The sequence below is a fragment of the Bradyrhizobium erythrophlei genome (assembly GCF_042430365.1).
In the GTDB taxonomy this organism is placed as follows: domain Bacteria; phylum Pseudomonadota; class Alphaproteobacteria; order Rhizobiales; family Xanthobacteraceae; genus Bradyrhizobium; species Bradyrhizobium erythrophlei.
The window spans coordinates 36,421-60,058 of sequence record NZ_JBHMET010000196.1 but is presented as its reverse complement, the minus strand read 5'-3'; the positions used below and the strand labels follow the sequence as shown (position 1 = coordinate 60,058).

22 protein-coding genes, 1 tRNA gene and 1 pseudogene are annotated in these 23,638 nt (G+C 65.2%); 15 read left to right on the top strand and 9 right to left on the bottom strand.

Annotation, left to right across the window (positions count from 1 at the left end):
* Positions 1-273 precede the first annotated feature (273 nt).
* The 3 genes from ACFFWD_RS28565 to ACFFWD_RS28555 are packed head-to-tail and all read left to right on the top strand — an operon-like array spanning position 274 to position 3,100.
* Positions 274-1,374, top strand: coding sequence for an ABC transporter ATP-binding protein (locus ACFFWD_RS28565; RefSeq protein ID WP_376971051.1), 1,101 nt, complete (start codon positions 274-276; stop codon positions 1,372-1,374).
* Positions 1,371-2,285, top strand: a complete 915-nt coding sequence (locus tag ACFFWD_RS28560; RefSeq protein ID WP_376970940.1) for an ABC transporter permease — start codon at positions 1,371-1,373, stop codon at positions 2,283-2,285. Before ACFFWD_RS28565 ends, ACFFWD_RS28560 begins: the two co-directional genes overlap by 4 nt.
* Positions 2,285-3,100 (top strand): ABC transporter permease, encoded by an 816-nt coding sequence (locus ACFFWD_RS28555; RefSeq protein WP_376970938.1) that lies wholly within the window; start codon positions 2,285-2,287, stop codon positions 3,098-3,100. The genes ACFFWD_RS28560 and ACFFWD_RS28555 overlap by 1 nt, the downstream gene beginning before the upstream one ends.
* A 4-nt stretch (positions 3,101-3,104) precedes the next feature.
* Here the strand turns inward: ACFFWD_RS28555 and ACFFWD_RS28550 are convergent, their stop codons facing one another.
* The 4 genes from ACFFWD_RS28550 to ACFFWD_RS28535 form a co-directional block, all read right to left on the bottom strand.
* Positions 3,105-3,956 (bottom strand): carbohydrate ABC transporter permease, encoded by an 852-nt coding sequence (locus ACFFWD_RS28550; RefSeq protein WP_376970936.1) that lies wholly within the window; start codon positions 3,954-3,956, stop codon positions 3,105-3,107.
* Positions 3,953-4,822: a carbohydrate ABC transporter permease gene (locus ACFFWD_RS28545; protein ID WP_376970934.1), complete on the bottom strand. Its 870-nt coding sequence runs from the start codon at positions 4,820-4,822 to the stop codon at positions 3,953-3,955. The genes ACFFWD_RS28550 and ACFFWD_RS28545 overlap by 4 nt, the downstream gene beginning before the upstream one ends.
* 221 nt (positions 4,823-5,043) lie before the next feature.
* Positions 5,044-6,387: an ABC transporter substrate-binding protein gene (locus ACFFWD_RS28540; protein ID WP_376971048.1), complete on the bottom strand. Its 1,344-nt coding sequence runs from the start codon at positions 6,385-6,387 to the stop codon at positions 5,044-5,046.
* 247 nt (positions 6,388-6,634) lie between these two features.
* Positions 6,635-8,566 (bottom strand): AsmA family protein, encoded by a 1,932-nt coding sequence (locus ACFFWD_RS28535; protein ID WP_376971046.1) that lies wholly within the window; start codon positions 8,564-8,566, stop codon positions 6,635-6,637.
* 244 nt (positions 8,567-8,810) lie between these two features.
* Here ACFFWD_RS28535 and ACFFWD_RS28530 point away from each other — a divergent pair, with 244 nt between their 5' ends.
* The 6 genes and pseudogenes from ACFFWD_RS28530 (at position 8,811) to ACFFWD_RS28505 (ending at position 14,238) form a co-directional block, all read left to right on the top strand.
* The gene (locus tag ACFFWD_RS28530) at positions 8,811-9,518 is read left to right on the top strand and encodes a CoA transferase subunit A (protein WP_376970932.1); all 708 of its coding nucleotides are present in this window, start codon (positions 8,811-8,813) and stop codon (positions 9,516-9,518) included.
* Between the two features lie 24 nt (positions 9,519-9,542).
* Positions 9,543-10,193: a 3-oxoacid CoA-transferase subunit B gene (locus ACFFWD_RS28525; RefSeq protein WP_376970930.1), complete on the top strand. Its 651-nt coding sequence runs from the start codon at positions 9,543-9,545 to the stop codon at positions 10,191-10,193.
* 22 nt (positions 10,194-10,215) lie between these two features.
* Positions 10,216-10,776, top strand: a complete 561-nt coding sequence (locus tag ACFFWD_RS28520; RefSeq protein WP_376970928.1) for a GNAT family N-acetyltransferase — start codon at positions 10,216-10,218, stop codon at positions 10,774-10,776.
* 950 nt (positions 10,777-11,726) lie between these two features.
* Positions 11,727-12,746, top strand: a complete 1,020-nt coding sequence (locus ACFFWD_RS28515) for a GlxA family transcriptional regulator (RefSeq protein WP_376970926.1) — start codon at positions 11,727-11,729, stop codon at positions 12,744-12,746.
* Positions 12,747-12,849: 103 nt separating this feature from the next.
* Entirely contained in the window at positions 12,850-13,377 is a 528-nt protein-coding gene (locus ACFFWD_RS28510) for a tautomerase family protein (RefSeq protein WP_376970924.1), read from the top strand.
* Positions 13,378-13,390: 13 nt separating this feature from the next.
* Positions 13,391-14,238, top strand: a pseudogene (locus tag ACFFWD_RS28505) (nitrilase-related carbon-nitrogen hydrolase).
* A gap of 307 nt (positions 14,239-14,545) precedes the next feature.
* On the opposite strand, the gene ACFFWD_RS28500 reads toward ACFFWD_RS28505, so the two are convergent.
* Positions 14,546-18,211: a PAS domain-containing protein gene (locus ACFFWD_RS28500; RefSeq protein ID WP_376970922.1), complete on the bottom strand. Its 3,666-nt coding sequence runs from the start codon at positions 18,209-18,211 to the stop codon at positions 14,546-14,548.
* A 324-nt stretch (positions 18,212-18,535) separates the two neighbouring features.
* Here ACFFWD_RS28500 and ACFFWD_RS28495 point away from each other — a divergent pair, with 324 nt between their 5' ends.
* The 3 genes from ACFFWD_RS28495 (at position 18,536) to ACFFWD_RS28485 (ending at position 19,895) form a co-directional block, all read left to right on the top strand.
* Positions 18,536-18,919 (top strand): phasin family protein, encoded by a 384-nt coding sequence (locus ACFFWD_RS28495; RefSeq protein WP_376970920.1) that lies wholly within the window; start codon positions 18,536-18,538, stop codon positions 18,917-18,919.
* Between the two features lie 279 nt (positions 18,920-19,198).
* The gene (locus ACFFWD_RS28490) at positions 19,199-19,633 is read left to right on the top strand and encodes a phasin (protein ID WP_376970918.1); all 435 of its coding nucleotides are present in this window, start codon (positions 19,199-19,201) and stop codon (positions 19,631-19,633) included.
* Positions 19,634-19,818: 185 nt separating this feature from the next.
* Positions 19,819-19,895: transfer RNA gene (locus tag ACFFWD_RS28485), tRNA-His, on the top strand.
* A gap of 115 nt (positions 19,896-20,010) precedes the next feature.
* Here the strand turns inward: ACFFWD_RS28485 and ACFFWD_RS28480 are convergent.
* Both ACFFWD_RS28480 and ACFFWD_RS28475 read right to left on the bottom strand, forming a co-directional pair.
* Entirely contained in the window at positions 20,011-20,463 is a 453-nt protein-coding gene (locus ACFFWD_RS28480) for a hypothetical protein (RefSeq protein WP_376970916.1), read from the bottom strand.
* Positions 20,464-20,752: 289 nt separating this feature from the next.
* A complete protein-coding gene (locus tag ACFFWD_RS28475; RefSeq protein WP_376970914.1) occupies positions 20,753-21,358 on the bottom strand; it encodes an NAD-dependent epimerase/dehydratase family protein in 606 nt (201 codons plus the stop codon).
* Between the two features lie 158 nt (positions 21,359-21,516).
* Here ACFFWD_RS28475 and ACFFWD_RS28470 point away from each other — a divergent pair, with 158 nt between their 5' ends.
* Positions 21,517-21,846: a hypothetical protein gene (locus tag ACFFWD_RS28470; protein WP_376970912.1), complete on the top strand. Its 330-nt coding sequence runs from the start codon at positions 21,517-21,519 to the stop codon at positions 21,844-21,846.
* Between the two features lie 175 nt (positions 21,847-22,021).
* A complete protein-coding gene (locus tag ACFFWD_RS28465; RefSeq protein WP_376970910.1) occupies positions 22,022-22,333 on the top strand; it encodes a hypothetical protein in 312 nt (103 codons plus the stop codon).
* Positions 22,334-22,354: 21 nt separating this feature from the next.
* Here the strand turns inward: ACFFWD_RS28465 and ACFFWD_RS28460 are convergent, their stop codons facing one another.
* Entirely contained in the window at positions 22,355-22,573 is a 219-nt protein-coding gene (locus tag ACFFWD_RS28460) for a hypothetical protein (protein WP_376970908.1), read from the bottom strand.
* Positions 22,574-22,607: 34 nt separating this feature from the next.
* Between ACFFWD_RS28460 and ACFFWD_RS28455 the strand changes: the two genes are divergently transcribed.
* Positions 22,608-23,288, top strand: coding sequence for an AAA family ATPase (locus ACFFWD_RS28455; protein WP_376970906.1), 681 nt, complete (start codon positions 22,608-22,610; stop codon positions 23,286-23,288).
* Positions 23,289-23,419: 131 nt separating this feature from the next.
* Here ACFFWD_RS28455 and ACFFWD_RS28450 read toward each other — a convergent pair whose 3' ends face one another.
* The gene (locus tag ACFFWD_RS28450) at positions 23,420-23,620 is read right to left on the bottom strand and encodes a hypothetical protein (protein ID WP_376971057.1); all 201 of its coding nucleotides are present in this window, start codon (positions 23,618-23,620) and stop codon (positions 23,420-23,422) included.
* Between the last annotated feature and the right edge of the window lie 18 nt (positions 23,621-23,638).

Here is a 23,638-nt window from a genome sequence, read left to right as displayed (position 1 = left end):
ACACCGTCGACATAATAGGCCGCGGCGCGGTCCGAGGCTGTCGTCAGTGGCAGGCCGTAACGGTCGCGATTCATCGGTTGTCCTCCCGAGTTGGAGATCAAGCTTAGCAGAGCTGCACAAGGCGACAATATTGCGAGAGTTGCCGCGTGAGGTGGTTGAGCCGATCGCGATCCGCCGCTAGCTTGCGGCCTTTGTCGGGCCAGCGGGGAATCGGGGCTGAAGGACGTGATATCAAGCCAAGCGGGCGCAGAGGCGGAATCGGTTGCGCCTGACATGCCGCTGCTGCGGATCGAGGGCGTCGCCAAGACGTTCGGGAATTTTCGAGCGGTCGACAGCCTTTCGCTCGATATCCGCGCCGGCGAATTCTTCGCGCTGCTCGGCCCGAGCGGCTGCGGCAAGACCACGCTCTTGCGCATGCTGGCCGGCTTCGAGACACCGGATGAGGGACGTATCCTGCTCGGCGGCAACGACATTGCCCCGGTGCTGCCGCATGAGCGGCCCGTCAACATGATGTTCCAGAACTACGCGCTGTTCCCGCATTTATCGGTGCGCGACAACATCGCCTTCGGCCTGCGCCGCGCCGGCATGGCACGCAAGGATATCGCGACCCGCGTCGCCGAGATGGTGGCGCTCGTCAAGCTTGAGGGCATGGAGAAGCGCAGGCCCGATCAGCTCTCGGGCGGACAGCGGCAGCGCGTGGCGCTGGCGCGCTCGCTGGCGCGGCGCCCGCAGGTGCTGCTGCTCGACGAACCGCTGGCCGCGCTCGACAAGAAGCTGCGCGAGAGCACGCAAGCCGAATTGATGGACCTGCAGCGCCGCCTCGGCATGACCTTCATCATCGTCACCCACGACCAGGAAGAAGCGATGACGATGGCTGATAGGATCGGCGTGATGAACGCCGGTCGGCTCGAGCAGGTCGCGACGCCGCGCAACCTTTACGAGGCGCCGGCGTCGCGCTGGATCGCCGAGTTCGTCGGCGACATCAACCTGTTCAAGGGCCAGGTCACCTCGCGCGAGCACAGCCGCCTGACGGTCGTGACGGCAGAGGCCGGCTCGCTCGTGGTCAGCGAGCTGTGGCCGCCGGTGACCAAGGACGTCGTGAATGTCGCGATCCGCCCGGAGAAGGTGAAGCTATCGCGCCGCGCGCCCGCGTCGGAAGATGGCGCGTCGCAAGCGATCAATCGCCTGGAGGGCGTCGTCGCTGACGTCAACTATCTCGGCGGCGTCACGACCTACAAGGTGAAGCTGGAGTCCGGGCTCGTGGTGCGGTCCTCGATGGCCAATACCGCGCGGCTCGATGTCGACGCCTATCTGGCCGGCCAGCGCGTGGTGGCATGGTTCACGGCCGACGATTGCCTGGTGCTGGAGCAATGAGCGCGCGCCGCATCTTCACCCGTCCGGCGCGGCTGGCCGCGATCGCGCCCTATCTGTGGATGGTGCTGTTCTTCCTGGTGCCGTTCGGCTTCGTGCTGAAGATCAGCCTGTCGCAGACCGCGATCGCGCAGCCGCCCTATACGCCGGTGTTCGATTTTGCCGCGGGACGCGCGGCGCTAGCCGCGGCCTTCGCGCAATTGTCGCTCGAGAATTTCAGGCTGCTGCTTCAGGACAATCTCTACATCCTGTCGTATTTGCGCAGCGTCACTGTCGCCGCGACCTCGACGCTGATCCTGCTGTTGATCGGCTATCCCGTCGCCTACGGCATGGCGCGGTTGCCGCGGCGCTGGCAGGGCGTCGCGATGATGCTGGTGATCGTGCCGTTCTGGACGTCGTTCCTGATCCGGATCTATGCCTGGATCAACATCCTTCAGCATGACGGCCTGCTCAACCAGATCCTGCTGGCACTGCATCTCGTCTCGTCGCCGGTGGTGTGGCTGTCGACCGACAGCGCGATGTATCTCGGCATCGTCTATTCCTATCTGCCGTTCATGATCCTGCCGCTCTATGCGACGCTCGCGAAGATGGACGCGTCGCTATTGGAGGCCGCCAACGATCTCGGCGCGTCGCCGCTTCAGGCGTTCTGGCTGGTGACGTTCCCGCTGTCGCTGCCGGGCGTCGGCGCCGGCGCGCTGCTGTGCTTCATTCCGATCATCGGCGAGTTCGTGATCCCCGACCTGCTCGCCGGCTCCAATTCGCTGATGATCGGCCAGACGTTGTGGCTCGAGTTCTTCACCAACAAGGACTGGCCGGTGGCCTCGGCCGCCGCGGTCGCGCTGCTGGTGCTGTTGGTGCCGCCGCTTCTGCTCTATGACCGTCTGCAGCGGCGGCAACTTGAAGGTGGCCGTTGATGGCGCCGACCGTCACCAGGGTCACCCGCTTCAACATGACGTCGCTGACGCTCGGGCTTGCGTTCCTTTATCTCCCGATCGTCATTCTCGTGATCTACTCCTTCAACGCGTCGCGCCTGGTCACGGTGTGGGGCGGCTGGTCGCTGCGCTGGTACTATGAATTCTTCAATGACCGCGCCATGCTGGAGGCCGCCTGGATGAGCCTGAGGGTCGCGGCGGTCTCGGCGACGCTCGCCACATTGCTGGGCACGCTGGCGGCGATCGGCCTCGCCCGCGGCGAGCGCTTTCGCGGCCGCGCCCTGTTCTCCGGAATGCTCTATTCGCCGCTGGTGATGCCCGAGGTGATCTCGGGCCTGTCGCTGCTGCTGCTGTTCGTCGCGCTGAACGCCGAGCGCGGCTTCTGGACCGTGACGATCGCCCACACCACGCTCACGATGTGCTTCGTCACCGTGGTGGTGCAGTCGCGCCTGACCTCGCTCGATCGCAGCCTGGAGGAGGCGGCGATGGACCTCGGTTGCGATCCGGTGCGCGCCTTCCTGCTGGTCATGCTGCCGCTGATCATACCGGCGATCGTCGCCGGATGGATGCTGGCCTTCACGCTGTCGCTCGACGACGTCGTGATCGCGAGCTTCACCACCGGCCCGGGCTCGGCGACGCTGCCGATCCGGATCTATTCGGAGGTCCGGCTCGGCGTGAAGCCGGAGATCAATGCGATCTGCACGCTGGTGATCGCATTGATCGCGGTCATCATCGTGGTGGCGTCCTTCGCCTCGAAGCTGTCGACATCGCAGGGCGAGAGCACGGCGCCGCTTTAGTCGATCACGACTTGACCGCGCCGGCGGTGAGCCCGCCGACCATGTAGCGCTTGAAGGCGTAGTAGACGGCGGCCGGCGGCAGCGCGTAGATGAAGCCGGTGGTCATCAACAGCTCCCACGGCGAGTCGTCGGCGGCGAGGAAGTTGCCGAGCGCGACCGGCAGCGTGATGTCGGTGTCCTTGGACAGCAGCAGGAACGCGTAGAGATATTCGTTCCAGGCGAGCAAGATCGCGTAGGTGCCGACCGCGACCAGCGACGGCATCATCAGGGGCACATAGACCAGGCGGAACAGCTGCAGCGTGGTGGCGCCGTCCATGGTCGCGGCTTCATCGAGCTCCACCGGCAGCTTGTCGGACGCCTGCTTGAGCACCCAGATCGCGTAGGGCGACGCGATCGTCACCATCGCCAGGATCAGCGACCAGTGATTGTTGAGCAGGCCGTAATTGCCCATGGTGCGGTACATCGGCACGGCGAGGAACGCGGCGGGGATGAAATAGGTGAACAGCGCAAGGTTCATCACTGCGCGGCCGCCGGGCACGCGCAGCCGCGAGATCGAGAATGCGGCGGCGGTCGCGACGAACAGCGTCAGCGCACCGGCGGCAAGTGCGATCACGGTCGAATTCCAGAACTGGATCCAGAAATCGCGCAGAAAATAATGCTGCTGGTGGAACACGATCTCGAAATTGTGCAGCGTCGGATGTTCCGGCCACAGCTTGCCCGAGAACGCATCCTCCTTCGGCGAGATCGCGAACACGAACATGTGGTAGATCGGCACCATGGTCCAGATGAAGACCGGAATGCCGATCAACAGCAGCTTGGCTTCGGTGCCGACTTCGCGGAGGGTGGGCAGCTTCATCGCGACAACCGTTTCATCATGAAATAGACCAGCGGCAGCACGAACGGCATCGCGCAGACGATCGAGGCCATCGCGAGCGAGAGCTGGTCGAGCCTGAGATAGCGGATGCCGAGCGTCGACAGCACGTGGGTGAGGTCGGCGGGCCCGCCGCCGGTGAGCAGATAGACGCTGTTGAAGTCACCGAGCGTCCAGATCATCGAGAGCAGTGTGCAGGTGACATAGAGCGTCTGCATCGACGGCCAGGTGATGTAGCGGAACTTCTGCCACCAGTTGGCGCCGTCGACGTCGGACGCCTCGTACAGATCGTGCGAGATGGCGAGCCGCCCGGTCAAGAGAATCAAGGTCCAGAACGGCAGCGATTTCCAGATGTGCACGCCGATCGCCATGGCAAGCGCAACCGCCGGATCGTTCAGCCAGTTCGGACCGTCGTCGCCGGTGAACTTGAAGATCAGCTGGTTGACCATGCCCCATTCGGGATTGAGCATGAAACGCACCGACAGGATGGTCGGGATCGACGGCACCGCCCAGGGCAGGATGAAGATCACCGACAGCCATTTGATCCAGGGACGCTGCTGGGCGAAGAAGCCGGACAGGAACAGCGCGATCAGCATCTTGATGTTGATGCCGACCAGCAGGAAGATCAGCGTGTTGACCGCAGCGCGCGCGAAGATCGGGTCGTGGAACAGCGCGACATAGCTCGTGGGCTGCCGCGCCAGCCACAGCCCGTAGCCGACCGGATAGAGCACGAAGGCGAGGAACACGAGCAGATAGGGCGCAAGCAGCACGATGCCCCAGACCTGCGGCGGCGACAGTCGCGCCGACAGAGGCGGGCCCGGGATTGCGTGATCGGAAACCGTGATCGCCATTCGTCTACTCTTGGAACGAGATGCCGGTCGCGACCACGCTGTCGTCCCGGCGAAGGCCGGGACCCATAACCACAGGTCCCGGCTGTTGCGCGAAAGCCGTCGACCGGCATACTCCAGAACTGCTGCCGCGGCTTCGCGATGAGCGCAAGCGCTCACGCGGGTGTCCCGGCTTTCGCCGGGACGACGCGGAACGAGCTTTGGCGCTGGCCGACATCGTTGATTTAACCCGCCACCTGCTTGATGCGGGCGATCAGTTCGTCGACCGCCTTGTCCACCGGCACCTTCTCGCTCACCACGCGGTTCATGGCCTTGGCCCAAACGTTCTCGTTGTTCAGGATGGTGAACTTCCAGTTCTTGGTGAAGTCGAACGGCGCGGTGCCGCCGGTGAACTGATTGTAGACCGCCTTGCGGTGCCGGTCAGCCTGCCAGAACGGGCTCGCCTGGCTCGCCTTGGTCACCGGGAACCAGCGGCCGAGCGCGCCCTCGATGTAGGGGCGGACATTCTCTTCCTGCAGCAGGAACGCGATGAACTGCTTGCCCTCGGCCTTGTTCTTGGCGCTGGAGAAGATCAGCCCGGTCTTGACGTCGGAGCGGTAGCGGATGGTCGATCCGTCCGGCGCCTTGGGGAAGGACGCGGTGATGATGTCCTGCTCATAGGCTTGCTTGCCGGCGGCGCGTTGCGCGTCGGTCAGCGCCGGGTTGGTCGAATCCTCGAACCACTTCGCCGCGATCGAGATCGTGAAGTTGTGGGTCATCACGATCGTCTTGTTGTGGAAGGCGACGTTGTTGTCGGGGTCCTTCCAGGTCGTGGAGGAGGGCGGCGTGCAGCCCTTGATGTAGGTGTCGGTGTAATCCTTCAGTGCGTGGATCAGCGCCTCGCGCACCTTGGGATCGTCGACCAAGAGCTTGCCGTCGTCGTCGACGAGCTTGACGTGGTAGGCGTCCATGAAGGTGTAGAACGACTGGAACGAGTCGGTGGATTCCACTCCCATCGGCTGGCCGACGCCGTAGATGCGCTGGGTGGTCGCCTTGCGGATCGCCGGCTGCACCTTGTCGCACCAGAACGTCCAGTAGTCCTCCCACTTGGTCGGGATGTCGGCTGCCTTGAAGCCGGCCTTCTCCAGCATGTCGCCCCAGATCTGGACGTGCATGCTCTGCTGCTTCAGCGGGAAGCCGTAATAGGTCTTCTTCTTGGCGACGTCGTTATAGAGCATCGCCGTTTCGAGCGTGTTCGGCGCGAACGCGTCCTTCATCGGCACCAGGATGTCGGAGAGATCCTCGAGCTTGCCCTCATAGGCCCACTTGCCCTGCGCCTGCACGTCGTAGGAGTCGGAATAGGCAACGTCGGGCACGGTGCCAGAATCGAGCGCGGCCACCGTCTTCGGGATCATGTCCTGGATCGCGTATTGCGACAGTTCGACCTTGATGCCGGTCTTGGCCTCGAACTTCTTGATCGTCTCGAGCAGCGCGTCGTCTTCGGACTTGTAGAACCCCTTGCCCCACCAGACCGTGATCTTCTTGTCCTGAGCGAAGGCGGGTCCCGCCGCATACGCCAGCCCGACCATCGCGACTGCGCCTGACAGCGCTATCAATGCCTTGGATCTCACGTTGTTCTCCCTAACGCTTTGGCCCGGTTATGAACCGGTTAGCGCAGCATTACCGAATGGTTCCCAATCATTCTAGATGCTTCGCGGTCGGCTTGAGCTGGTGTGGCAGGTATCTCGATACGCGCGGGGTGTCCCGCGGCGGGATGTATCCGTGATGCGAGCGGCCGGCCCGACGCATCCGCGGTTCGACCGACGTGCGACCGCGTCAGTTCGATTTTGCGTCGGCCGTCGGCGCGCCTGCAGGCGCGGGCGCCGCAGTCTTGCCGCCGGTGAAGCGCTCGATCACCGAGCGCACGGCGTCGCGCGCCTTGCTGTCCTTCAGCGATTCCAGCAACTGGGTGGCGCCCGGCGAGCGTCGGATCAGGATGTCGGGATCGGGAAACACCAGCGGGTCGTCCCACGGGCCCTGCACTACGAAGGGCAGATCGAAGCCGTTGCCGCCGGCGGGCGCCGAGGTCAGGCTGGCGATGCCCTTGAGGTCATACTCGCGCGACGGCACCGAGGCCGTGCCGGTGAGCTTGATCCGCGTGGTCGGACCTTCGAGGCGAATATCTTCCGCGGTCGCGACGCCGTCGGCGAACTTCACCGAAATGTTGAGGTTGTTATAGGGCGTGGAGCCGGAGCGGAAATTGCCGCCGCCCGACAGCGGCCGCCGCTCCAGCCGCCTCAACAGCTGCTCGGCATTGAAGCCCGCGATGGCGCCGTCATGCCCGGTCAGGGTTGCGGTGCCGTCGAGCGATTGCGCGAGGCCAAACGGGCTCGAGCCCGACGCCATCAGCGAGACGTTGAGGTTGCCGCGTCCCGAGAGCTTGGTGATGCCGAACAATTCGCTGGCGCAGGCCATTAGGTCGACGTCGATGAACTGGAACTGGGCCCGCACGTCGGCAACCGCGTCCGATCGCGCGACCGCGAACGAACCCTTGGCGATGCCGCCATACATCTGCGCTTCGCCGATGCTGAGCGCGAGCGCGCCGCTGCGCAAATTGGCGCCGAACGCGGTGCGGCCGAGTTTCGAGGGGCCGACCGTCACCTTCGCCGCCGACAGGCGCATATCGAGATCGGTTGATGACAGCGAGGAGAGGTCGAACAACTGCCGGTTCCAGTCGCGCTGGCCGCTGGCCAAGAGGCGGAAGGTCGAGATGTAGGGCGTGAAGTCGAGGTTGCCGGCGGCGAGCGTCGCCTGCAGCGTCTGCCGGCCGTTGTTGGCGTAGGTCATCACGCCCTCGGCGACGTTGCCGTCGAGCTCGACATTGACATTGGTGAGCGCGACCGAGCCGCCGACCACGTTGGTACGCGCCTTCAGCGCGAAGCGGCCGAAACCGCCGCCCCCGCCGGGCGGCGCCTGTCCCATCCAGCGCAGCGCGTTGCGCAGCGACGGGCTGTCGACGGTGGCGACGCCTTCCATCATCAGGCTGGTGCGGTTGGCAACCGTGCCGTCGAACGCGACCTTCAGCGGTGCGCTGGCGAGCCGCGCCTTCAGCCCCGAGCGGTCGCCGGACAGCATGGCGACGAAATCGTTGGCGCTGATCGAGCCGTCGACGCGCTCGCCGCGCCAGTCGAACTGGCCGGTTGCGGCAAATGACCGCGAGATCGACGGCCAGGCCAGCGACAGGTCGATGTCGCCGAGCTTCTCGGAGACGTGGTTGGTCGCATCCTCGTAGTTCAATTCGCCGTCCTGGATGCGGATTTCGGAGAAGGACACCTGATTCTCGGCGCCGGGCGTCATCGCCTTGGCGATGGTTTGGACGAACGGCGTCCAGTTGCTCTCGCCGTCCGCGTCGCGCACTACATGGATATGCGGGCGCAGCATCATGACGTCGGCGATCTCGAACCGCCGCAGCAGCAGTGGCAGCAGGCGCAGGTTCGCCGTCAGCACGTCGACCTGCAGCGCCGGGTCGACGGTTTCGGCGCCCTTCAGCCCGACATTGTGGAACGAGACGTAGCTGCCCGGAAACACCGAGACATCAATGTTGCCGTTGACGACCAGCTCGAGCCCGGTGACGGCGCGAATCTGCGCCTCCACGGCGCGCTGCAGCGCGTCGCGGTTGAGGAACCATGACGTGCCAATCAGGCCGATCACCGCCGCGCCGAGCAACGCCGCAATCGGCATCCCCAGGCGCTTCATTCCTTGGGCCATCGTCAGTGACATGTCCGGGTCAAATTGAGGTTGTCGGGTCGTCGTCGAACAGTTTCGGGCGGTGATTGGTAGGCCCGTGCCAACCCACGCAACTTGAAGGGTTTTCTTGTCGCTTTCAAGGCCATCATGAGGTCGCGGGCGGCCTCCGATACCCGCACCGAGGTATCATTGACGCACTGCGAAGATTTCGCCTAATAATCCCGCCAGTCACAGCCGTTAGCCCCCTTCATCAGGTATTTGTTGCATGAACAAGGTCTATCCCGACGCCAAATCGGCACTCGATGGTCTTCTCAAGGACGGCATCATGATCATGTCGGGCGGCTTCGGCCTCTGCGGCATCGCTGAGACGCTGTCGGACGCAATCCGCGACTCCGGCGTGAAGGGACTGACCGTCGTCTCCAACAATGCGGGCGTCGACGGCATCGGGTTGAGCCGGCTCCTGGAAACCCGCCAGATCAAGAAGATGATCTCGTCCTATGTCGGCGAGAACAAGCTGTTCGCCCAGCAATATCTCGCCGGCGAGCTCGAGCTCGAGTTCAATCCGCAGGGCACGCTCGCCGAGCGCATCCGCGCCGGCGGCGCCGGGATCCCGGCCTTCTACACCAAGACCGGCGTCGGCACGCTGATCGCCGAGGGCAAGGAAGTGAAGGAGTTCGACGGCGAGAAGTACATCATGGAACGCGGCCTGTTCGGCGATCTTGCCATCGTCCACGCCTGGAAGGGCGACACCGCCGGCAACCTGGTCTATCGCAAGACCGCGCGTAACTTTAATCCGATGATGGCGACCGCCGCCAAGGTCACGGTCGCCGAGGTTGAACACCTCGTGCCGGCCGGCGAGATCGATCCGGATCATATCCACACGCCCGGCATCTTCGTGAAGCGCATCATCGAGGTCGGTTCGGCTAACAAGCGGATCGAGTTCCGCAACACCCGCCCGCGCCCCGCCGCCTAACCCGCAACTCGTCAGGAGAATCCCATGGCCTGGACCCGTGAACAGATGGCTGCGCGTGCTGCCAAGGAGTTGCGCGACGGCTACTACGTCAACCTCGGCATCGGCATTCCGACGCTGGTCTCGAACTACATCCCTGATGGCATCGACGTCAGCCTGCAGAGCGAGAACGGCATGCTCGGCATGGGCCCGTTCCCCTATGAGGACGAGGTGGACGCCGACCTCATCAATGCCGGCAAGCAGACCGTGAGCGAATTGCCCTCGACCAGCTATTTCTCCTCGGCCGATTCCTTCGGCATGGTGCGCGGCGGTCATATCGACCTGTCGATCCTCGGCGCCATGCAGGTCGCCCAGAACGGCGACCTCGCCAACTGGATGATCCCCGGCAAGATGGTGAAGGGCATGGGCGGCGCGATGGACCTCGTCGCCGGCGTCAAGCGCGTCGTCGTGGTGATGGAGCACTCCGCCAAGGACGGCCCGAAGCTGCTGAAGACGTGCAACCTGCCGCTGACCGGCGAGCGCGTGGTCGACATGGTCGTCACCGATCTCGCCGTCTTCACCATCGACAAGCACGGCAAGGACGGCATGGCGCTGATCGAGCTCGCCGACGGCGTCACGCTCGACGAGGTCAAGGCCAAGACCGAGGCGGAATTCCGCGTCGCGCTGAAGAACACCTGACATGGTCGCGGCGGGACGATCGATGATCCGTCCCGCCCGACCCGACGACGCTCCCTTCATCGCCCGCATCATCCTGTCGTCGCAGCGCGGCCCGTTGCCGCGCGGCTGGTGCGACATCGCGCTCGGCCTCGGTGAGCCGGAGTGCCTAGCCTTCATTGAGCGGCTCGCCGTTGCGCGAGCGCGATCCTGGTATCACGTCGATCATTTCCTGGTGGCCGAAGTCGATGGCGTGCCGGCCGCGGCGCTGTGCGCGATGCCGGCATCCGGAACGCTCGTCGCTGCGCGTGCGGCGATCGCCGAAGTCGCGGCGGAGAGCGGGATCGATGCGGCCAGCATCGGCGAGCGCGGCGCCTATGCCCGCAATTGCTGGGTGCAGCGCGGCGACGGCGACTGGCTGATCGAGCATGTCGCAACGGATGCGGCCTTTCGTGGCCGCGGGCTGGTGCAGGCCCTGATCGGCAACGCGCCCGCCGAGCGCTGCTATACCAAGGCGGGCTTTGTCTTCGCCGAAGAAAGGCGCGATGCCGCCTTCGAGGCGCTGACCGGCGCGCCGGGCTTTCGCCGGTTTGCCCGCGCGATGTGAGGGGGCGTAGGGTGGGCAAAGGCGCGCTTGCGCCGTGCCCACCATCCACGGTGTGCTCGCGATGGTGGGCACGCTTACGCTTTGCCCACCCTACGTTTCTGCGCCTGGACGACATGGACGGCTGTTCAACAGGCGGCGCCGTCATTGCGAGGAGCGACAGCGACGAAGCAATCCATCGCTCCGCGTGCGCGGACAGATGGATTGCTTCGCTTCGCTCGCAATGACGGTGTCTGGCATTTGGGCAAAACCCTTCGTTCTCGCGGCACGATGTGTCCGAGCTTTGCAGTTTGTTTCGCCCTCTCATGTAGCAGAGGGCGCAGGGAAAGCCGGGTGCCGATTGCACCCATGGGCCCTGTGCAACAAAAAGCACAGGGGTAGGACCACAGGTGAAACCGGAAAACACTCCGGCTTTCCCTGCGCGATGGTTGTACGGCTTCCTTCGTGCTCTCCCCGGCGAGACCGGGCTTTTTTGCCACCGTCTTCGCAGAGACGCTTCGCGTCTTGCGAAGAGACACCAGCCACTGGGCGTCAGGACCACACGACTTCACCGTCCGTCTCTCGCGTGCTCGTCAGTCGCGCGATCAACGTCCACCGCATCTCGACCCAACACTCGTGACGATCGCGAAGCGCCCCTCAAGCGGGTGAGACGGGCGGACTATTACACTGAGTTGTCGTTTCGGAAAACAGAATTATTTCTTGCGCGAGGGCTTGCGCCGGCGGGCAAATCAGTGGCATGGGCCGCCAAGCCGTAGGATGGGTAGAGCGCAGCGAAACCCATCAATACCGCTGAAAATATGATGGGTTTCGCTTCGCTCTACCCATCCTACAGCATTGTTTTGCCTGTCGGGCAGTCACACAGCGCGTCACAATCGGCGCGAATCCCCGTCGCTTGCCCTGTCGAAGGCGCGATGGCAAGATCGCACCATCTTGGGCAAAAACGGACACAAGCCATGCCCCTCATCCGGATCTGGGTCTACGACGGCATTCTCGCGTCGGGCGTCGCTGGCATCATCGACGTGTTCACCGCGGCCAATTCGGTGGCGGCGGGCCGGCAGCATCAGCGCGGCGGCAAGCCATCGCCGATGCGGTGGCGCATCGAGTCGTTGAATGGCCGACCGGTGCAGACGGTGTCCGGCCAGACCATCGACGTCGATGGGCCGATCAGCGCGCGGGCATCGGCGGACGCGGTCGTCATTCCGGGACCGTTCGTCGGCGATATCGAACGCTTCTTCGAGCGGCTCGATATCGTCGAGCCGCTCACCGCGGCGCTGCGCCGCCAGCACGAACGCGGCACGCTGCTCGCGTCCTATTGCACGGGCAGCTTCATCCTCGCCGAGGCCGGCCTGCTCGACGGTCGTGTCGCGACCACGCATTGGGCGAAGGGGCGGTCGTTCGCGATGCGCTATCCGGCGGTCGATTTGCGTGTCGCCGAGATCCTCACCGAGCAGAACCGGATCGTCTGCTCGGGGGCGGTGACCACCTCGCTCAATCTGGCGCTTCGGCTGGTCGAGAAGTTCGCAGGTGGCGAGGTGGCCGCCGCGACCGGCAAGTTGATGCTGATCGACAGCAATCGCGTCTCGCAGGCATCCTACGCCAGCCGGACCCACGACACGCAGCATTCGGACGCGCTGGTGGCGCAGGCGCAGAGCTGGATGGAGAAGTCGCTGCAGCAGGGCTTCAGCCTAGCTACGCTGGCGCGGCACCTTTCGGTCAGCGAGCACACCTTGAACCGTCGTTTCAAGCTGGCGGTCGGTGAGGCGCCCCTGCAATACCTGCAGGCGCTCCGCGTCGACGTGGCCAAGCGGCTGATCGAATCCTCGCGGCTGAAGCTCGACGCGGTCTCGGCGCGCGTCGGCTACAACGACCTGTCGACCTTTCGCCGCCTGTTCAAGCGCGAAACCGGGCTTTCGCCCCGCGAATACCAGCGCCGCTTCGCGCGGGGCACCGTGCGCAGGGCGCCGGCCGCCTGAAGATCGGGCATGTCCGAATTTGCCCTAAAAATGGCGATACTGCCACTGCCGGCCGGATCGCCCAGCGCATAGACCTCGTCTCGTCAGCAAGAGGAGGTCTTCCATGCCCATGATCGACGTGACAATCCCCGAAGGAGCCTTGAAACCCGAAGCGGAAGCGCGGCTGATCAAGGAGCTCGGCGATATCCTGATCACCCACGAAGGGTTCGGCGCGACAAACGAGGTCGCCCAGAGTGTCACGGTGGTGTTCCTGCATCGGCCGGCGGCGGTCTATGTCGCGGGAAAACCCTCGGCATCGCCGCGCTATCGCATCGTGCCGACGGTGCCCGAAGGCCAGTACACCGAAGCTTCGCGCAAGGCGTTGGTAAAGGACGTCACCGATGCCGTCGTGCGCGCCGAAGGCGGTTCGTTCGAGGATGTGGCGCCGCGGGTCTGGGTGTTTCCGAGCGAGATCCCGGATGGCCAATGGGGCAGCCGCGGCGTGATCCGCCCGTTGCCGGATATCCAGGCCTTCATCGCCGGCGAGCATGAGCGCAAGGTCGGTGAGGAGCGGCTTGCGCGGCGGCGGCGCGTGAAGGCGCTCGAATTGCTGGCGGGCGCGCTCGACGCCGCGCGCAAGGGCGTCGACTGACGCGAGCGCAACCATGACAGTGGACACGCATTTCCGGCTCGCGGCGATCCAGGCAGCCGCGGTGCCGTTCGATCGCGAGGCCTCGGTGGAGAAGGCCTGTTGCCTGATCCGCGAGGCCGGTGCGATGGGGGCAACGATCGCCGCCTTCGGCGAGACCTGGCTGCCCGGCTATCCCTTCTTCTGTCACGCGCCGACCGGGCCGAGCACGTTTCGCGCGATGGCTGACTATCTCGACAACGCCGTCGAGATTCCGTCGCCGGCCACCGACCGGCTCTGCGACGCCGCCGAGGGCGCCGGGATCGACGTCGTGATCGGCGTCGCCGAGCGCGACGCCGTGACGAAGGGCACGGTCTATTGCACGCTGCTGTTCATCGGCCGCGAGGGCCGGATTCTCGGCCGCCATCGCAAGCTCAAGCCGACCTTCAACGAGCGCTCGGTGTGGGCCGACGGCGACGCGGTGGGCCTGCGCGTTCATGAGCGCCCCTATGGCAGGATCAGCGGGCTCAATTGCCGGGAACACAACATCATGCTGCCCGGCTATGCGCTGGCCGCAAGGGGACGCAGATTCATGTCGCCGCGTGGCCCCGGGAGCCCGCCGTGGCACCCCCGTCACCGACGCCACTGTGGCCGCGCCAGCTATTGCTGTCGCGCGCGTTCGCATCCCAGGCCGGCTGCTATGTCATCGCCGTGGGCGGCATGCGTTCGCACGAGGCGACGCCCGAGCGCTATCGCGAGCTGTCGACGATCGAGTACAGCGGCGACAGCGTCATCATCGATCCGCGCGGCGAGATCATCGCCGGGCCGGCACAGGGCGAGACCATCCTGATCGCCGACGGATCGCGCGGCTATCGCTTACCATGACGTGAGGTGAGTACGCTGGTCAGGTTCCCTCCCCCACAAGGGCAGGGCTATCGCATATCGCACCAGCGGGCTCTTGCGCTGACGCTTCCGCATCGTCGTGGCCGGGCTTGTCCCGGCCATCCACGTCTTTCTTCGCGCGGAAACGAAGACGTGGATGCCCGGGACAAGCCCGGGCATGACGAGTTTTGTGGAGTGGCCGACTATAGTGCGATCCGCATGCGATAGCCTCCCCCGCAAGGGGGGAGGGAACCCTCCCGCCGGTGTCTTCCTCACAGCGCGAGCAGAGAGATGGCGCGCGCGTCGCGCATCACGCCCGCGCGGCGGCGTGGGAGAACACGACTTCGATCAGCGTGCCGGAACGGCCGCCGGTCCTGATCTGGAACTTGGCGCGGTTGGCTTCGACCAGCGCTTTCGTCAACGACAGGCTGACGCCGCCGGAGCCTGAGTGATCCGACGGCGTCGGGGCGCGGAACGGCTCCAGCGCCGCGGCGACCTCGTTGTCGTTGAGGCTCTGCCCGGTGTCGCGCACTCGCAGCATCACCTCGCCGAAATCGGACAGCGCGGTCGAGACGATGACCTGGCCGCCGGTATTGGCGAGATGGATCGAGTTGCCGATCAAATTGAGCGTGATCTGGCGCAGCGCGCGGGCGTCGGCGACGACAGGCGGCAGCGTGTGCGCGAGCGAGGTGCGGATGATGATGCGCTCGCGGTTGGCCTGCGGCTGCATCACCGCGACGCAGCTTTCCACCATCTCGTTGAGGTTCTGGCTGGTGAAGGCGAGATCGAGCTTGCCGGTTTCGATCCGCGAGAGATCGAGCAGGTCGTTGATAACAGCGATCACCCGCTCGCCGGAGGCGCGGATGTCCTTCATGTATTCGCCGTAGCGTTCGTTGCCGAGCGCGCCGAAGCGCTCCGATATCATCACCTCGGCAAAGCCGATGATGGCATTGAGCGGCGTGCGCAGCTCGTGGCTGATCCGCGCCAGCATGTCGGTCTTGGCGTTCGCCGCGCGCTCGGCGAGCCGCCGCGCCTCGCGCAGTTCGCTCTCGCTCTTCTTCGCCTGCGAGAGATCGCGGAACACCGCGAAGAAATTCGGCCCGTCGCTGCGGGTGCGTCCCATCGTCACGGAGAGCGGAATGATACCGCCCTGACGCACGCGGCCGAGCACCTCGCGGCCGTGATCGAGCAGGCTCGCGACGCCGGCCGATTTCAGGCCCGCGAGATAATCGAAGATGTCGCGCTGGCTCTCGGGCGCGAACAGGTCGGCGAGATTGTGCCGGATGAACTCGTCGCCGTCATAGCCGAACAGCGCCTCCGCGCTGCGGTTGCAGGAGCTGATCGTGCCGTCGGCATCGAACATGATGATGCCTTCGGCGGCGGTGTCGAGGATCGCGCCGAGCTCTTCGGCGTCGGCGTGCCCGGCCTCGGGCGGCGCCGGCACAGCCTCGCGCGCCGCATCGGGCGCGGATAGCGCCTCGGCGATCGCCGCATCCTCGTCGCGCGTGCCGGTGAAGATCAGCGCGAGCGCGGAATCGTTGTCCCAGGAAATGGTGTGCAGCCGCGCGGCCGCCGAGACCGCCGCCGCTTCGCCGGCCTGGTTGGCCGAGATCGTCACCGGCGTGCCGGTGCCCGACGTGCTGCTCGCGTTCGACACGCCGGGTTCGACATAGAGCGCATCTAGCCCGCCGGCATCCTCCAGCGCGTGCAGGCTGTCATAGCCCATGCGCTCCAGGAAGGCGCGGTTGGCATAGAGCAGGCGGTCGAGCCGGTAGATCAGGATGCCGACTGGCAACAGATCGAGCAGCGCCTTGTCGCGCCGGGATTCGCCGCGCGGCGGCGGCGCGGGCTCGGCGAGCCACCCGGCCTGCGGGCCTTCAGCCTGCGCCTCGTGCGGCGGCTCGGCTGCTGCGGGCAGCTCGGCGACCGTCTCCTCCGCGGTGCTTTCCAAGGTCGTGGTGGTGAGGCCCGCTTCGCTCTCGAGACGCGCCGACAATTGGCGGGCGAGCTCGTTGAAGGCGTTGTTCTCGACCGGCGTCAGCGACGGCGGCCTTGCGTCGCCGGCGGGACGGAACGGGACCACGTTCGGTGGCGTGTCGTCCTGACGTGTGTCTTGGGTCGTTTCCACGGCGCTATCCAGATCGGCTGGGTGTGACGTCTCGGTTGTGATCGGCTCGGTCGGTTCCTCAGGTGGTGGTGCGGCGTTGGTCGTGGGCGGCGGAGGCGGCTCGGCCGCGGGCCCAACCGCGGCAACCGGCGGCGGCACCGGCGGGCCGCTGAAGAACTCATAGCGGCGCAACGCGGCGAGTCGCGCAAGCCCGTCGAGGTCGCGACACACGCCAAATCCACGATAGCCGGCAAAATTCCTGTTCCGGTCGAGCACCGGCAGGCCCGACAGTTCGACCGGCAGGCGGCCGCCGCCATCCACCGGCCAGTTCAGCACGATGCCGCTCCAGGTGTCCTGCGTGGCGAACGCCTTCATCACGCGGCCCTCGGGATCGAGGGCGAACGTTGCGGCGATGTCGGACCACAGCCGGCCGAAGCCCGCGGCGGTGTGCATGCCGATCAGGCGGGTGAACTCGTCGGAGCCGAGCGAGAAGCGGCCCTCATGATCCATCTGCCACATGAAGCGCAGCGGATGCCGCCGCGTGGTCGGTACCGGCTCGTCGAGCCAGGACGGCGGCCTTGGTGGCGCGGGCTCGGGTGCTTCAGCGGCGGGCGCGGGCGCGATTTGATCGGGCGCGGGATGCGCGAAAGCTTCGGCTTGTGTGGCGTCCGCCGGCTCATCCGCCACCGGCTCGACATAAGGCGAGGGCTCGTGCGGCGGCGTCTCGATCTCGCTTGTATCAGCGCTCATCGGCGCATCGGCGAGCGACGGTTCGACGTTCAGCTCGGCATGCACAGTCGCAACCGGCGCGCGTTCGACGTCCGTCGTTTCGACGGCGGCTGGCTCGATGTACAGCTGCGCCGCTTCGGCGGGGAATGGCTCGAGGTCAGGCTCATGCTCGTGCGTCTCGGCGACCGACTCGCTCGCCGCCGTGGGCATCAACGCGTCGGCCAGCGACGGTTCGACCGCAAGCTCGGCGTGCGCCGGTGCTGCGGTATCTTGCCGGATCGAAGCCTCGTCCTCCGCCGGATCGAGCGCATCGAACAGCGTGAAGGTGGTAGCTGCGGCATCGGCCGGCTCATCGTCTTTTGCGACCGGCTCGGCGACGACAGCAGCGGTCGGCGGCTCGGTCACGATGGCAGCGGCGTCTGTTGCGAGCTCCGGCGTCGCGACGTCGGGCGCAGTAGGCGGCGCGGCCCACGGATTGGTCGCGCGCGCGACGGCGGGCTTGATCACGGCGACCAGTCCGACATCGGCGCCGCGGCCGACCCGGTGCAGCACGACGCGGCCGATCCCGACATCGGCTGCGGCGCGGCCCTGCCTCAGCGCGTCGCTGCGCGCCGCGTCGAGGCCGGCCTCGGTGAGGTCGTGGAGGCCGAGCAGGGAGCGCGCCGCATCGTTGGCGCCGACGAACAGGCCGTCGCTCGCCAAGGCCACGACCGGCCGGTCGAGCCCTTGCACCAGCCGTTGCAGCCGCTCGACCAGCGGCATCGTTCGCCCCGTAGCGTTGAGTGTCGAGATCAGGATGCCGTGGCTGCCGTCAGGCAGATCGAGCCGCGCGCAGGCGCAGGTCGCAAGTCCGCCGGGAGCCGCGCCAAAGCCGGGCAGGCGCTCGAGCCGCACCGCGCCGTCGGCGGCGAGGCTGCGGCCGAGCCGCGCCACCTGGCGCCGATGCGGATCGGCCGGGCCGAAGCTGCGTTTGGCCAGCGCCAACGCATTGGCGGCGCCGAACACCTGCGCTCCGACCGGATTGGCCCAGAGGATCCGCGCACCGTCCGCCGACCACAGCCATGCCGGCAGGGCGCTCGTCGCAGTCACCCCTAGTCGGGGATCGCCGAGGGCCTGGAGCTGGAATTCCGCATCATTCATCACGCAAAACATGACCGTATTGGTTGGGCTTTCACCCCTGATCGCCGCAGGATTCGGCAGCCGCAGGGGGACAGCCTCAACGGATCGTTAGTATCGCAAGCGGGCGGCGGCAGGTCCACGGCCGCGCCCGGCGAAGCCGCGCATAAGGCGGGATAACGTTAACTTGTTGCCTGAACGATCCGGCCGGTTTGGCGTTGTCGCGGCGAACGGCCCGGGACGGGGGGAACTGGCGGCGTCACAGCCGCGCGGCATCCTCGCGATATCCTGACGCAGGCCCCGCCGGGGCCCAATCCGCAAAGGCCGACAACAGGAAGGAGCGCGACCATGAGCGACACCGAGCGTGACCATTTCGAGATTCCCAAGGATATGCGGTCGATGGCGGAGGCGAGCTTCGATCAAGCGCGCAAGGCCTTCGAGAATTTCGTCGAACGCGCGGAGGCCACCGCCGGCTCGATCGAGGAGCGCAACGCCACCGTAGCCGCCGGCGCCAAGGACATTTCGACGAAGGCGCTCGCCTATGCCGAAAAGAACGTGCAGGCCTCGCTGGACTACGCCCAGTCGCTGCTCAAGGCCAAGGATCTGACCGAGGTCATGAAGCTGCACAGCGACTATGTGCAGGGCCAGATGCGCGCGCTCGCCGAGCAGGCCAGCGAAATGGGCCAGATCGTCAGCCGTGCCGCCATGGAGGCGGTGAAACCCAAAAGCTGAGAAGGAGGTGACAATGGCCGGGCGCCGCGCGGCCACTTACTGCAAAATTGTGACGGCCGGACGGGAACTTGCGCCCGGTCTGGTCAAAAATGTGGCACCGCACGCGATTTTACGTTGCGTTGCACAAAACTGACATGATATGGGTGTTTATTGGCCATGCCCGACAAGGGCATTCCCGTGAACCAAGGCAGCGTGACCCATTTCGACGTGTCCGGTCATTTGGCTCCGGGGCGTTCGTAATGGTCACATCGTTTCAACCGTTGCGAAGGATACACGTAAATGACCAACCCGTCCGATCCGTTCTCTGCTTCGATCATCCCGTTCGAGGTTCCCGAGCAGGTGCGCGCCTTCGCCGAGAAGGGCGTGTCGCAGGCCCGCGACAACTACGCCAAGTTCAAGGACGCTGCCGAGACCCACAACAGCACGGTCGAGGCGGTCTTCACCACCGTGAGCAAGGGTGCGAGCGCCTATCAGGCCAAGCTGATCGAGTTCTTCAAGACCAACACCACCTCATCGCTCGACTTCGCCCAGGAGCTGTTCGGCGTGAAGTCGCCGTCGGAGGCGCTGGAGCTGTGGACCTCGCACGCCCGTAAGCAGTTCGAGACCTACACCGCCCAGGCCAAGGAACTGACCGAGCTCAGCCAGAAGGTCGCAACCGAAGCCGCCGAGCCGATCAAGGCCAGCGCGTCGAAGTTCTACAAGCCCGCCGCCTGATCGGCCGCAACACTTTGCGAAAGGCCCGGGCCACGCGGTCCGGGCCTTTTTGCTGGCCGAACGGTCGGTCAGACCGGCAGAGATTACCGCGCAAAAGCCCGCGTTACGGCCTTGCCAAAGCCGGGCGTTGCACCTAGTTTCCGCCCGAAATCGCCGCCCCTCCTGAGGGGGCCGCGTGCAAGGATGCAGTTGTAGCTCAGTTGGTTAGAGCGCCTGTCTGTGGAACAGGAGGTCGGTGGTTCGAGCCCACCCAACTGTACCAATCAGCCGAAGCTTCCATCGGATCGAGACGCGAGAAGGCCCCGCACGTTGCCGGAGCTGTGGTCGCGGCGTGGATCGTCACCTCGGTGACCGTTCTTGCTCGCTTGTTCGGCTCGTCAGGTCCGTTTGAGGCCGTCGTTGCCCTCGCTGCATAGCCAGTAGGTCAGGCCCCCAATGAAGCCGGAGACGAACACGGCGAGCCCGCTAGTTTCAACCGCCAACTCGAATCCTTCGAGAAATGTTGGATGGCCGCGTCCTGGCAATATCCCTCCGAGTGTGCCCAAAACGAAGAACGCACCGACAGCCGCGCTGACGGCAAAATAGGCGGGCCCGCTGTAGTGTAACCTTCCAGATAGCCAGGCCACCAAGCACCACGGCAAGGACATCAGCAAAAGCGCTCCGCCAAGGATGTGAGGCCAGACGGACAAGGCGTGACCCATAACATTTAGTAGACCCGCCTGTTGTCCTATCGGACCAATGATTTCGATGCAGGCCATCCATGCGGTGAAGACCACAGATGATGTCACTCCCGCAGCGAAATGGCCCGCCGGATGCGCTACGATCCACATGTGGTCACTACCTCTTCGCCTGAAGCCCGCCCGCTCAAGAGGCGCCATCGGTTCGCGGGCGCCGCACCCGAAGGGTCGGTATCGGCGGAACTTCTTACAGCAATAGCTCCGTCAAAAGCCCTATTGATGCGCGAAGTCCTCGAAGACTTGATCACCGCCGCGGAAAACGACTGAGCGTCATCGCCCGACATCGGGGAGGGAGGCCAGTCGCTGGGTGGCCGGTCGGCCCAATGGGAGCGCCAGTGCCCTCTTGGGCATGTCCGCCACCGCCTCGCGCCCGCCCGTAAAATCACGTCGTCACAGCCGGCCGAGTGGCCCAAGACTTGTTGATCAGTCCGTGTTCCCAATCCAGCGTATGGCGCACGATGAGGTCGAGGCCGTCCCGCTTCGGGCGCCATCCGAGTGCGCGCGCGATCAATTTCGGATTGGCGATAACGGCGGCGAGGTCGCCGGGGCGGCGGTTTGCGATGTTCACCTGGAAGTCCACGTTGGCGACGCGCTTGACCACGTCGATGACGTCCTGCACCGAATAGCCGCGTCCGTAGCCGGCGTTGCACTCCAGGCTCGCGCCGCCCGCGCGCAGATAGGCAAGCGCCGCGCGATGGGCGTCGATGAGATCGCTGACATGGATGTAGTCGCGCAGGCAGGTGCCGTCGGGTGTCGGATAATCCCGGCCGAAGATCTCAAGGCGCGCGTGCTGGCCAAGCGCGGTCTGCACCGTGCGCCGGATCAGGTGCGTGGCATTGGGGGCGGACTGGCCGAGCCGACCTTTTGGGTCGGCGCCGGCCACGTTGAAATAGCGAAGCGCCACATAACGCATGGCGTGCGCGCGCGCCGCATCGGCGAGCATCCACTCGACCGCCAGCTTGGATCGCCCATAGGGGGTTGCGGCCACGGCGCCGTGGTCTCGTCGATCAATTAGCCCGCGGTCTCGCCGTAGACGGCCGCGGTCGAGGAAAAGATGAAGTTGCGGACGTCGTGCTTCACCTCTCCAGCTTGCCATTTTCCGTCCCGTCACCCACTATTCCCCGAAACGACGCCTTGGGGGGACGCATGGGTATCGCCGGTTCAAGGATTTCTTCGTTCGCGCTGATGCTGACGGTGGGGCTAGCGGCCGCGCTGCTCCCGACCCGGAGCCAAGCCTACACGGCCGACGAGCAGCAGGCCTGCACCGGCGATGCGTTCCGCCTTTGCAGCGCCGACATTCCCGACGTCGATCGCGTCACCGCCTGCATGGTCCGCAAACAGGCGCAGCTGTCGCCGCCCTGCAGGGCGTTTTTCCGTTCCGAACCCGGCGAGGTCTCGGCGCGACCGGCCAAGCGGCCGGTGGCCACGCGCAGGGCCGCGAAGTCGCGCAAGGCGAAGAAGCCTGCGGCGAGCTGAAGCAGCCACATCGCGCGCATTGGATGGCGTGGCGGCAATTTCAAGGCCGTCGTGCGCGACAGACTGACGCCTTGCGACGGTGTCACGCAGCATCATCTTCCTGTCAGTGTTCCTAATCAGCGTTGTTGGCGAGACGACTCCATTTCGGCAGCTCGAAATGGACGAGGAGTGATGCGTGAGCGACTTTTACAAACTGGAAATCGATCGGCACTTCGCCTGGTTCGAAGCCAAGCTTCCGGCGCGACCGGCGCGCTTCGTCGCCTGGCTGCGCAAGCCGTCGTCGCGCTATGTGCGGATTCCGCTCGCGATCCTTTTGATCTTCGGCGGCATATTCAGCTTCCTGCCGGTGCTCGGGCTCTGGATGCTGCCGCTCGGACTCCTTTTGTTCGCGCAGGACGTCCCGTTCCTGCAGAAACCGACCGCGCAACTGCTCGGTTGGGTTGAGCGCAAATGGCTCGAGCGCGAGCGCGCCAGGCGCGCACGTTGAGTCAATCAAGCGCTTAGCGCCTCATTCGGCCGGATTGAATGAGCTGCAAGGCGCCAGATTCTTGTTTTGACTCGTCTTCTCCGGTTGAGGCGGATCCAGCCGAAGCGGCGATTTCGCGCCTTCCATCTCCGGTTGTGCCATATATGAAGTGTGACTCAAAAACCAGAACGCGCCGGTAATCTTGGCGTCTTTGCGATTTGCAAGAAATTTTTTCTTCCACGAATCAGCGCGCTGATTCATTTTCGCCTTCTGGGGTCAATGTGGAGGCCAAGGTATGAACGTCATTGTTTTCGCTTCGCGTAAGGGGGGCTCGGGAAAAAGTACCCTGGCTGCCCACCTTGCCGCGCAAGTGCACAAGGCAACGAAGCCGTGTCTGCTGATCGACGCCGATCCGCAGGGCTCGCTGACTCTCTGGCACAAGTTGCGCGGCACCAACGAGCCGCCGATCAAGACGGCCGTAAACTCGGTGAGCGGCATCATCGCGCAAGCCAAGCGTGACGGCATCGAATGGGTGTTCATCGACACGCCGCCGAATCTCTCGGCTGTGGTCGACGACGCCATCAAGAATGCCTCGATGGTGATCATTCCGGCGCGGCCGGGCGTGTTCGACGTCAACGCGGTGCAGGAGACGATCCAGACCTGCCGCTCGATGCGCAAGCCCTATGCGGTCGTGATCAACGGCGCGCCCGCGCAACGCGACGGCGTCGAGAGCCGCATCGTCGCGATCGCACGCGAAGCGCTGGCGAAATTCCGCGCACCGGTGTGGAGCGGCCAGATCACCAACCGCGCCGATCTGCTGATGGCGCTCGGCCAGGGTGAGGGCGCGCGTGAATATTATGCGGAGGGCCGTGCGGCCGCCGAGATCAACCGGCTGTGGGCCGCGATCGAGCGTTCGATCAAGGCGATCCGCGGCACGGCATCCGCCAGCGGCGCGATGCACAAGCAGGCGGCGTAACCACGCTGCATTGCCGGACTACAAGAACGCGCGGTCCCCGCGCGTTTCTCATTGGCGACTAAAGCGACGAGGCAATTCATGAGCGGCCATGAATTGCTTCGTCGTTTTGCTTTCGGTGAGAGTAAGCGGCTTCACGCTACCATCAGCACGTAGAACAGGATCACCGGCGACAGGGTCAGGATCACCGACCAGATACCGGCAGCCCACAAAATATCCTCGGTCGTAAAGCCCGGCTTCGCAGCGAGTCCCGGCTTCACGGCAATGCAATGTTCTTGAGAATTCACGTCGCCCCCGCACAGTTCTTGTTCGTAGCGGAGGCTGTGATACGCCACCGGTTTTAAGATCCCGGT